This is a genomic window from Spongiibacter sp. (assembly GCF_984394615.1).
On record NZ_CFHTQA010000044.1, the window covers coordinates 20,241 to 30,844 of the forward strand.

The window sequence follows — 10,604 nt, forward strand, 5'->3', positions numbered from 1 at the left end:
GCCTAGCTTCCCCGCGCCACCCGCTTTTTCGCCAGCCGCCTTTCGGTGACGGTGTGGCGAACAAAGGGGGTGATCAGTCCGGGTTTCGGGCGCGGGGTTTTGCCTTCGCTAAGGGCAATAATCTGTTGGTAATACCACTGGGTGGCCAGCCCGAAATTGAGGGTGCGCAGGCTGCGGTTGGGGCTGCGCGGGCCCAGCCAGCCGGGGCCGATGCGGAGTTCTTTTTCCCAGCTTGGGAAGGCGTCCTGTTCGCCGCTGAGCAGGTCGCGCACGTCGGGCTGCAGGCACAGGGGGCGGGCAAGGCCGACGACATCCAGAGCGCCGCTGTCCAGAGCGTCCTGCATGGCACTGCGGCTGCGGAAGCCGCCGGTCACCGCCAACGGCACCTTGCAGACCTCGCGGATGCCCGCCGCATAGTCGAGGAAGTAGGCTTCGCGGGCACGGCTCGCCTTGGCCAGCTTCTCGTCGCGGTCACCCATCAGCGCCAGCTTTTCATAGGTGCCGCCAGAGATTTCCAGCAGGTCGATACCCGCGTCGCTCACCCAGCTTGCCACCTGCAGGCTGTCCTCATGACTGAAGCCGCCCTGAGAGAAATCGGCAGAATTCAGTTTGAGTGCAATCGGGAAGTCGGGGCCGACCGTCTCGCGGCATCGACGAATCACAGTGAGAAGAAAACGGGCGCGGTTTTCCAGACTGCCACCCCAGTCGTCGTCGCGGCGATTCGCCAAGGGCGACAGGAACTGGCTGATCAAATAGCCGTGTGCGGCGTGAATCTGAATACCGCTGAAACCGGTGGTTTTGGCGACGCCCGCCACCCGGGCAAAGCCGCTGATGGCGCGTTGAATATCATCTTCAGTCATGGCGCGCGGACGGCCGAACAGTCCCACGAGCTTGATGCCCACGTCGGAGGGCGCCAGCGGTTGCGACGACACCACTTTCTGGCACTGGCGGCCGGGGTGATTGATTTGCATCCACAGTTGATTGCCAGCGCGCTGACCGGCCATCGCCCAGTGACTGAGCTGAGCTTCGCCGCCGTTGTGGTCGATAACTACATTGCCGGGTCGCTCCAGAAAGCGCCGATCGATCATCACGTTGCCGGTAATCAGTGTGCCCGTGCCGCCTTCTGACCAGCGCTCATACAGCCGCGCCAGGCGGCCGGTGGCGTGGTCCTGTTCGTCGGCCAGCCCTTCGGTCATCGCCGATTTCAGCAGACGGTTGGGCAGTGTTGCGCCGCAGGGCAGGGTAAGCGGATCGGTGAGTAGCGGCATGGTAGTTCCCCAGCTTTTATTATTGTGCAGCTCTCCATTCTGCACAGCCGACCGCGATCAGGCAAACACCGCTCACGGGGCGGCGTTCAGCGCATTAGTACTGCCACAGAAAGGCGCTGCTGAGTTCGCCCATCACCTCGTCGAAGAAAATCCGCGTGGCGGGCCCTGTCGCCATGCCCGCACAAACCTGCAGTGGCAGTAAGTGTTCGGCGCGGGGGTGGCAGTGCAGCCCGCCCGGTGCCTGCGGCCAGTTGGCGAGGGCGGTCTGGCGCTGGTCGTCGCTCAGGCCATCATCACAGCAGCGGGCGTCCAGCCAGTCCTCAAACGCCAAGTGAGCGTTGCGGTCCATGCGGCCGCTGAAGTAGGCCTGAAGATTGTGATACGTGGCGCCGGAGCCCAGTACCAGCAGGCGTCGATCGCGCAGCGGCGCCAGCGCCCGGCCCATCTCAACATGGGCAGTGCCGTCCAGGCTGCTCAGCAGCGACAGTTGCACCACGGGAATATCCGCCTCGGGGTACATCAGCTTCAGCGGCACGAACATGCCGTGGTCAAAGCCGCGGCGGTTATCGAGGTGCGCAGGAAGCCCTGCACCGACCAGGGCGCGTTGCACATCACAGGCCAGGGTGGGCTGGCCGGGTGCCGGATAAGTAATGTGGTAGGACTCCTCCGGAAAGCCGCTGTAGTCATAGATCAGCTCCGGGCGGGCGGCGCCGGTAATGCGCGCTTCGCTGGCTTCCCAGTGGGCGCTGATCAGCAAAATCGCCTCGGGGCGCGGTAGCTGTTTTCCCAGGTCGCGCAGAAACTGGCTGAGCCGGGCGTGACCGGGGTCATCCAGCAGCGGCAGGGGACCGCCACCGTGGGGAATAAACAGAATACTTGCGCCGCGTGCATCACTCATTGAGAGCTCCTTATTTATTGCCCGGCCATGGTACGGAATTCCGTATGCGCTGTCTGGCGCAAAAAATTGCCCAAACTGCGCAGAAAAGCTGATCACTCGGGAGGGCTGCTGTGTTGAATCAGCCCGGAAAATGGCGATAATGGAGCGCAAAAATGCGAAAGCAAAACGAAGAAAGTAGAAGCAACGCCGTTCCACACCGCCCTGTCAGGGCATCAGTGACCGCCCCGTTTTCCGTCGCGCAAACAGAATGGCCCGCCCCGATTAACTCCGTTCATCGCGGTTGATGAACGCTCGCTATAGGATCTTATGCCCAAGGCTGCCGCGCATGTCTCGTCCAATCCGTCGCGACTGGTCCACACCCTCAGTGGGCTGGGTGTGGCGGCGACGGCTGCGCCGCGCAAAGGCTTTGCCGACAAATTGGCCGAACTGATCGACCTGTCTGGTGCCATTGCCCTGTCGGAATCACTCCGTGGCCTGAAGCGTATAAAGGCTGCTGAAACTGAAGCGCAGGACGATGCGCAAGCCCTGTTTATGGATCGCCGCGCCGAGATGATCGAGGCGATCTCGGCCAGTTTCACGCTTGATCCCGACGCCATGAGCAGCAGCCCGGCGGGCTTTATTCTGCCGTCGCCCAATGCCGATACCTTTGGCGATGATGCCGCCGGTTACGCGCCGTATCAGCGGTTTTATGCCCTGCATCAAAGCGAAATGGACCACCGCGTCATCAGCCTGCGCGGCCTGCTGCGCAAACAACTGGCGGCGCGCTCCGAGGCGCTGGCGCAACTGGCCGCGCTCGATACCATGATGGAAACCACGCTCGCCGACTACAGCCGACGCAGTCTGGCGGCACTGCCAAAGCTGCTGGCACAGCACTTTTTTGCCCTGCGCCGGGCTCAGCAGGCGGCCGATGCTGACGCGGGGCAGCCCAGCAATGCCGAACACTGGCTGGCCGATGGCGGTTGGCTCCATCTATTTCATCAGGACATGCAGACACTTCTGCTTGCCGAACTCGCGCTGCGTTTGCAGCCGTTACAGGGCCTGTTGGAAGCCCTGAACTCCGAACACGAGGACACTCCATGACACGATTGCTTTCCCTGGCGGCCTTTGCCATTGGCGCACTGGTTATTCTGTGGATGGGCGTGGCGGTTGCCGCCGGGCATCTGCTGGCGTCGGTGGTGATGTTGCTCATTGCGCTGGCGTACTTCACTGGCGGGGCGGAATTACTGCGCTATCAGCAGGCCACCGGTGCCCTGCACGAGGCGCTGAATCAGCGTGGTGAGGTGGAGTTGAATCGCTGGCTGGATGCGCTGCCCGACTCACTGCGCAACCCGGTGCGCCAGCGTATCGAGGGCGAATACGTCGGCCTGCCGGTGCCGGTGCTCACCCCGTATCTGGTTGGCCTGCTGGTCATGCTGGGTTTGATGGGCACCTTTGTCGGCATGGTCGAAACCCTGGGCGGCGCCGTGCAGGCGCTGGAAGGCAGTACCGAACTCAGCGCCATCCGCGATGGCCTCACCACGCCGATTAAAGGTCTGGGGATGGCATTTGGCACCTCGGTGGCCGGGGTGGCCGCGTCGGCGATGCTGGGCTTTATTGCCACACTTAGCCGCCGTGAGCGCATTGCCGTGTCCCGTGAGCTGGACCAGCAGCGCGACAGTCGCTTCCGGGATTATTCGCTCAGTCATCAGCGCCAACAGACCTATTCCGCTCTGCAACAACAGGCCGATGCGCTGCCTGCGGTCGCCAGTCAGCTCACGGCACTGAGCGAGCGTCTGGGAACGATGGGTGAGCAGCTCAGCCAGCAGTTGGTCGATAACCAGCAACAGTTCCAACAGCGCGTGCAGGACGATTTTCAGGCGCTGGCCAGCTCCGTGGCCGAATCACTGAACCGCAGTCTGGCCGACAGCGGTCGTCAGGCTGGCGAAACCATCAAGCCCGTCGTGGAAGGCTTGCTGGCCGGATTGGAGCGCGACCTGCAACAGCGTCACCAGCAGTTTGATGATGCTGCCCAGGCCCGTCTTGAAGCCATGTCCAGCCAGCTTGAGCACAGCGCAGCCACTATTAATACCGCTTGGCAAAAAGGACTGGAAAGCCAGCAGAGTGCCAACCGCGAACTTGCCGATGCGGTGGGCCAAGGCCTCAGCCGCAGCGCCGAGCAGATGGCGGCGGACAGTCGCCAATTGCTGGAGGATGCCGCCCAGCGCAGCGCCGAGGCCCTGCAGGCACAGCGCGATGCCGAAGCCGAGCGTCTGCAACAGTGGCAGGCAGCCTTTGCCAATGCCGAAACCATGCTGTCGGCGGTGGCCCGCTCGTTGGGAGAAGATGCCGAGACCCGCAACGCCGCCCTGAACAGCGTCAATCAGCAATTGCTCGAACAACAGCGTCAGCAGCTCGAAGAACAGCAAGCCGCCGAACAGCGTTGGCAGGAAAGTGTGGCGGCTCGCAGCACCCAGCTTATCGATGCCCTGCAAGGCCAGTTGCAGCAATTGCGTGATGAAGAAGGTCAGCGCGGCGATGCCGCGGTGAGCCGTCTGGAAACCCTGCAGGCAGCCATTGCCGAGCAACTGAGCCAGCAACAGGCTGCCGAGCAGCGCTGGCAGGAAAATGTTTCCGAGCGCAGCAGCGCACTGATTGACGCGCTGCAATCGCAGTTGCAGCAGTTGCGTGAAGAGGAAGCCCAGCGCGGCGATGCCGCCGTCAGCCGTCTGGAAACCCTGCAAGCCGCCGTCGCCAGCCAACTGGCTGAACTGGGCAACTCACTGGAAGCGCCGCTGGCCAATCTGATTGAATCCGCCTCAGAGGCGCCCCGTGTCGCGGCTGAGCTGATGGAACAGTTGCGGGGTGAAATCACCAAGAATATCGAGCGCGACAACAGCCTGCTGGATGAGCGCCGCACCTTGATGGAAGAACTGGCCAAACTCACCGATGGCCTGCGCGACAACAGTCAGGCCCAGCGCGAGGCGGTCGAGCAGTTACTGGCCAACAGCGGCGATACGCTCAAGCAACTGGGCGAGCGTTTGGGCGACAGCATCGAACAGCGCGCCAGCCAACTTGCCGAACTCGGCGACCAACTGGCAGGCAGTGCGCTGGAGCTGTCGGGTGTGGGCGAAACCTTCGCCGCCGCCGTGCAGCAGTTTGGCGACAGCAATGGCGAGCTGCTGGCCGCGCTGGCCAGCGTCGAACACACCCTCAAAGAGAGCGGCGAACGCAGCGACGAACAGATGAGCTACTACGTGGCGCAGGCGCGGGAAATTATCGACCACAACCTGCTCACTCATCAGGATATTCTGGCGCGACTGCAAGCGCTCACCGACAGCGCCGAGCAGCTTGAGCTGAATATGAACGCCGAAGGGGCCGACGCGTGAGCCGGGAACTCGACGACGGCCTCAACCAGGAACCGCCGATCTGGGCGATTTTTGGCGACCTGATGACCGGCATGGTCGGCGTGTTTGTGCTGCTGCTAATCTGGGCGCTGGGTTTTCAGTTGGAGCTGGCCAAAAGCCTGGAGAAGGAAGTCGCCCAGCGGCAAGTGGAAGAGCAGCGCCGCGCGGTGCTGGAAGAAGCGCTCGCCGCGCCGCTGGCCAGTGGCCGGGTGACCCTGCGCGATGGCCGCATTGGTATCAGCGGCAGCGTCCTGTTCTCGCTCAACTCCGCCGAATTGCAGGACGAAGGCCGGGCACTGCTGCGCAGCCTGATTCCCCCCCTTAAACTCTATGTGCAGGAAAACGACCAACTGCTGATGGTCAGCGGCTTTACCGACGACCTGCCGATTCAGCAGGGCAACCTGCAGTTCTCCGATAACTGGGAATTGTCGGCGCAGCGGGCCTTGACCGTCACCCGAGCACTGATTGATGAAGGCATGCCCGCCGATCGCGTGTTTGCCGCCGCCTTTGGCGACCAACAGCCAGTGGCGGCCAATACCGACGAAGACAGCCGCGCCCGCAACCGCCGCGTGGAAATGGCGCCGGTGCCGCGCGTCAAGCAGGAGGGCGAGTGAGTCAGTCTTCACTAATGCCACTGCCCGCGCTGAAAGAGACCTTAGCTGTCTTGCAGGCGGACTATCCGCACGTCGACCCGCCGCGCCTGCACGGCATCGCGCAGTTATTGGCAAGGGCTGAGCAGCAGCGCCCCGCGGTGCAGGCGATACTGCTGCGCCGCGCCGCCGGAATGCTGGAAAACTATCAGCGCGGCTGCCAGCAGGGCGGCGGTGAAAGCCGCTTAGCAACAATAGTATCCGCGCGTCGGCAACAGCTTACCCAGCGCCGCTGCGGCGCCGCAGTGGCCCTGCGCGCTCTGCAGCACGAACTTAACCGTGAAACCGGCACGCCCGCCGAGACCCGCGAGAGCGTTTCCCCCATCAGCGCCTTGCTGCGCCAGCAAGAGTTCTCCCTGTTGGGCGAGGTGGCAGAAACCGGCGCGCATCAGGCCAACAGCGCCAACCCGCCGCGAGAACTGCGTGCCCTGCGCCTGCTGCGCAGCCGCCAGCGCCACCAGGATATTGAGCAGCGCATCGATCAGGCCATTCAAAACGCACCCGAAGACCCCGGCCCGCTCAACCCGCAAATGCTCGCCATTCGCGCGCTCACCAATATGCGCGAACGCTCGCCCGCCTACCTAAAGCAGTTTGTTGGCTACCTCGACACCCTAATGTGGTTAGAGGCGCAAAGCGCCACCGACGACAGCGGCAAAGCCAAGGCCCGCAAGCAAAGCCGTCGCAAATAGCATCCCCACTGCGCAGGGTGCGCGATCCATTTCATGTTTTGCGTCTCCAAAAACTGCTCTACTAACTGCCGGTTCTGCTCGGTGATCGCGATGATCACGCAGTACGGCGGCTCCCTAACAGTGGCAGCGATATCAAGAGACGAAAAACATGAGCGTAAACGTGATCGGTGCAGGCTTTGGCCGTACAGGCACCATGAGTATGAAGGCGGCGCTGGAACAACTGGGCTTTGGCCCGTGTTATCACATGGTGGAATGCCTGCCGCGCGGGCCGCAACATTGGCAGCACTGGGTCGATGCCCTGACCGGACAGCCAGACTGGGCGGCCACGTTTGAAGGCTTTCACTCCACGGTCGATTTTCCTGCCTGCACCAGCTACAAGGCGCTGGCCGGCGCCTACCCCGACGCCAAGGTGATTCTCACCGTGCGCGACCCCGAGCAGTGGTTTGCCTCTACGCAGGAGACCATCTTTGCACCCCACTGGATCGACTACTTGCGCAGCGTCGAACTCGGGCGCTTTATGCAGCTCACCATCAACGACTACTTCGACGACCGCATGCACGACAAAGCGCATCTGATTCAGCGATACCAGCAGCACATCGACGAGGTAAAACACGCGATACCAGCATCGCGCCTGCTCGTCTTCAACGTCGCCGAAGGCTGGGAGCCCCTGTGCCGCTTCCTCAATGTGCCGGTGCCAGACAGCGACTTCCCGCGTATTAACGATGCCGAAGCCACCAAAGACATTATCAATCAAATCATCCAACACGGCCCCGACGTCGTGTTCGGCTACGACGGCGTGAAGTAAAGAGAGATGCGAGGGGCTGGCCTTGTCTCGTGCGCTTCCGAGGCAAAAACAGCTCCAGTTTTGTGGTTAATACACGTTGCAAGACCTGACCCCATTTTTCCACAGGTGCAATAGCCCCATGCGACGAAGGCCAGAAGCATATAGCATCGACACCCTTAATTTTGGTGTGCCCTCCAGCGCGTTGAGCAGGCTCACAACCTCATTTCGGGGGCAGTTTGCGTTGCGGCTGAGCACGACGAAATTGACCTATACTCTCTAAGGGCTGTTCAAGGTATTGGTTATAGAGAAACGCCAATGCGTTGAGCACGATGGCTTGTGTCGCCGCAGAAACGCGGCATTCGCCGGCGAGACAACTAAGAAAAGCCTCCCCCTTTGCGCCACGTAGCTCGGGAGGATGGACCTTGCCATGAAAAAGAATGAAAGACTTGATCCAATAACTGTACGACTTTACTGTACGTAGACTATAGCGACGCACTAGCATGTGCTCCCGCAATGACCGAAGGAATGGTGAAGCGCTCATAATGACAATCCCTGTCAAAAAAACTGTATGTATATACAGATTATCCCGATATCTCCTTCCTGCCAGTGAAATGGCCCTGTTATTCGTCGCGAAAAAACTCGATTTCTAAATATGCTTTTAAAAACAGTGGGTTAAAGAGTGGAAAAAATGGGCCAGTGTGATAGATGGCCGCCCGATAATATTTATTATGAGGCCGCAGGCCTCATAAACAGGCTGTTAGGCCTTAGGAGAATCATATGGATGATCAAACCCTTGAAGAAAGAGCGACAAGAAACATAAAGCTTTTGAGGTGGTCTTTTAAATGGATACCATTACTATGGGTTTTGTTGTTGTTTGGGTCGATAGTAACTGTTTTAATTTCAGCTATATTCTTTAGCGAGACGCTAATAAAAATAATACTGGAGCACCCTGCTGCAATCATCGGCATACCAATTTCTGCATTGGTTTCCCTCTCATTAGTTCTCTCCCTTGAGCAAGTGGGTGGTCCGATTGTTTTCAAAATGCCTGGGGTCGAGTTTAAGGGAGCTTCTGGCTAAGTAGTTTTATGGCGATTGTGATCTCAATCAAGATGCTGTGGTAAGTGGTTTATTAATATATCGATGTGTTAGGGAGGTTTTCCGGAAATGAGAGTAAAGTTTTATGTGGTATTTCTTTGTTTTGCTTTCGCTTCAGCTGTTAGCGCTGCTGAAGTGGTAACATTTGACGAAGGAGTGCAGTTATATAATGATGAAAAGTATGCTGACGCGCTAAGAGTATTTACCTCCTTGGAGGCGAGGGGTGAGGTTAGGGCCGCTTATGCTCTTGGAGTGATGTATGCAAATGGCCAAGGGGTGGAAGCAAATATACAAAAAGCATCAAATTACTACATGAAGGCCGCTAAACAGGGGCATTCAGATGCGCAGAATAATCTTGGAATAATGCTTCTGACGGGAAAAGGTGGAAAAAAAGACTTCGAGCAAGCCTATCAGTTATTCGAACAGTCAGCTTCTCAAAACAATAAATACGGTGCTTGGAATGCTGCTCGATTCGTATTGGAGGCTGATGCGTCGCACTTTACCGAAAATTTGTTGAAAAAGGCGCTCGTCTATGCGGAAAGGGCTAAAAGCCTAGGGCACAAACAGGCAGGCTCCCTGGTTGGAACTCTGCAATGTTTTCTTAATGACAATGCATCAGTAAAAAATGATGTTTTTACAAGAGAGTCACTCGCTCATTATGAGGGCAAAGGAAGTGTTCGAGTTTTGGATCATGACGAAGGGTGGAAGAAGCACAATATATATTATTTTGGCAAAGGCGGGCATTTGGTTAGGACTGTTTTTAAGAACACAAATCAAGAGCATCGCTACACGTATGATAAAAACTGTCACCTATTGAAATGGGAAGCAAGAAGGTATTCTGATGACGCAAGCGGAAATTATAAAGTAGTAAATGTAGAAGAGTTCACATATTTGCAGGGCAGAATTTCATCTTATACGACGCCGTCTTTTGGTGGTAGAGATTTCAAATACTATTATTACCCACAAAGTGACGGCGGCCTTTTTGAAGTTCAAAAAGAAATCGCAGCAGAATATCCCACAAATACGTACAAAAAATATAACTCCGCTGGGCTTCTTGAATGGTCTAACGGTGGTGTGCCGGCAAAGCCTTCGGAATTTTGGGCAATAACTCCAGGATCTGTCATTGGGTATTCCCGCGTATTTAATGAGGGTACGTCAAGAATGAGGTTCCAAGGTGGGCAACAATACTTGTTCACCAATGGCGGGGCGTTGCGGAAAATTATAGATAACAATACGCAGGACGGATCATACCAGTCAAGTGTAGAGTATTCATATGGTAGTGATGGGTGGATAAGAGAAGAAATATTCCATGGTACATCCAATAGAAACTCACCTATTAAGCACGTAAAGTATAGCAATTACAAACTGGATAATCACGGAAACTGGGTATCAAGAAAACAAAGTTATATGCATAACGATACTGACATGTCAGGTCTGCAACGAAGAATTATTAGTTACTATTGATGGCCTAACAAACACATTCACTCGGACAGCAAAAAGCGCTGCTCGTTCCTCGCTTTGCTTTTTGCCGCCGGTGATGTGAGGCGTTATTGGCCCGGCATTTGTGAGTTTTTGGCGGGTGCGGTGCAAAGGCCTTGGCACCGGGTTTGGTTGCAACGCTCGTTCACTCTGGTGATCGCCAAGGCCGGAAAATTCGCTGTCTGGTTTGGTTGCCACAATGGCCAGCGGTGTTGGTATTCATGGCGTGCCCCAGTTTTGGGGCCGTCCGTCTCAAACGGTAATCGGGCGGGTAGCCTTTGCGTTCTGGTTCCTTTCGCCATCCGTCGAGTTGGTGCAAGCTGTCCGGGAGAGGGCATGCGGTCTGGGTTTCCAGGCT

The 10,604-nt window shown here is 57.8% G+C and carries 10 protein-coding genes; 7 read left to right on the forward strand and 3 right to left on the reverse strand.

Going from position 1 to position 10,604, the window contains the following annotated elements; all coding sequences use genetic code 11:
- Positions 1–2 precede the first annotated feature (2 nt).
- Positions 3–1,268 carry an NADH:flavin oxidoreductase/NADH oxidase family protein gene (locus AC5DB9_RS13990; protein WP_272991392.1) on the reverse strand — a complete coding sequence of 422 codons (1,266 nt, stop codon included), beginning with the start codon at positions 1,266–1,268 and terminating at the stop codon, positions 3–5.
- Positions 1,269–1,362: 94 nt separating this feature from the next.
- A complete protein-coding gene (locus tag AC5DB9_RS13995) occupies positions 1,363–2,166 on the reverse strand; it encodes a DODA-type extradiol aromatic ring-opening family dioxygenase (protein ID WP_272991391.1) in 804 nt (267 codons plus the stop codon).
- A 306-nt stretch (positions 2,167–2,472) separates the two neighbouring features.
- On the opposite strand from AC5DB9_RS13995, the gene AC5DB9_RS14000 reads away from it, so the two are divergent.
- The 5 genes from AC5DB9_RS14000 (at position 2,473) to AC5DB9_RS14020 (ending at position 7,693) form a co-directional block, all read left to right on the forward strand.
- Positions 2,473–3,246 carry a DUF3348 family protein gene (locus AC5DB9_RS14000; RefSeq protein WP_272991390.1) on the forward strand — a complete coding sequence of 258 codons (774 nt, stop codon included), beginning with the start codon at positions 2,473–2,475 and terminating at the stop codon, positions 3,244–3,246.
- Entirely contained in the window at positions 3,243–5,531 is a 2,289-nt protein-coding gene (locus AC5DB9_RS14005; RefSeq protein WP_272991389.1) for a DUF802 domain-containing protein, read from the forward strand. The genes AC5DB9_RS14000 and AC5DB9_RS14005 overlap by 4 nt, the downstream gene beginning before the upstream one ends.
- Positions 5,528–6,163 carry an OmpA family protein gene (locus tag AC5DB9_RS14010; RefSeq protein ID WP_272991388.1) on the forward strand — a complete coding sequence of 212 codons (636 nt, stop codon included), beginning with the start codon at positions 5,528–5,530 and terminating at the stop codon, positions 6,161–6,163. The genes AC5DB9_RS14005 and AC5DB9_RS14010 overlap by 4 nt, the downstream gene beginning before the upstream one ends.
- Positions 6,160–6,888, forward strand: a complete 729-nt coding sequence (locus AC5DB9_RS14015; RefSeq protein ID WP_272991387.1) for a DUF2894 domain-containing protein — start codon at positions 6,160–6,162, stop codon at positions 6,886–6,888. Before AC5DB9_RS14010 ends, AC5DB9_RS14015 begins: the two co-directional genes overlap by 4 nt.
- Before the next feature lie 148 nt (positions 6,889–7,036).
- The gene (locus AC5DB9_RS14020; protein ID WP_272991385.1) at positions 7,037–7,693 is read left to right on the forward strand and encodes a sulfotransferase family protein; all 657 of its coding nucleotides are present in this window, start codon (positions 7,037–7,039) and stop codon (positions 7,691–7,693) included.
- A 199-nt stretch (positions 7,694–7,892) separates the two neighbouring features.
- Here AC5DB9_RS14020 and AC5DB9_RS14025 read toward each other — a convergent pair whose 3' ends face one another.
- Complete coding sequence (locus AC5DB9_RS14025; protein WP_353744095.1) at positions 7,893–8,213, reverse strand: site-specific integrase; 321 nt, start codon at positions 8,211–8,213, stop codon at positions 7,893–7,895.
- 236 nt (positions 8,214–8,449) lie between these two features.
- Here AC5DB9_RS14025 and AC5DB9_RS14030 point away from each other — a divergent pair, with 236 nt between their 5' ends.
- Positions 8,450–8,749 carry a hypothetical protein gene (locus AC5DB9_RS14030; protein WP_272991384.1) on the forward strand — a complete coding sequence of 100 codons (300 nt, stop codon included), beginning with the start codon at positions 8,450–8,452 and terminating at the stop codon, positions 8,747–8,749.
- A gap of 87 nt (positions 8,750–8,836) precedes the next feature.
- Positions 8,837–10,231 carry a tetratricopeptide repeat protein gene (locus tag AC5DB9_RS14035; RefSeq protein ID WP_272991383.1) on the forward strand — a complete coding sequence of 465 codons (1,395 nt, stop codon included), beginning with the start codon at positions 8,837–8,839 and terminating at the stop codon, positions 10,229–10,231.
- Positions 10,232–10,604: the final 373 nt, after the last annotated feature.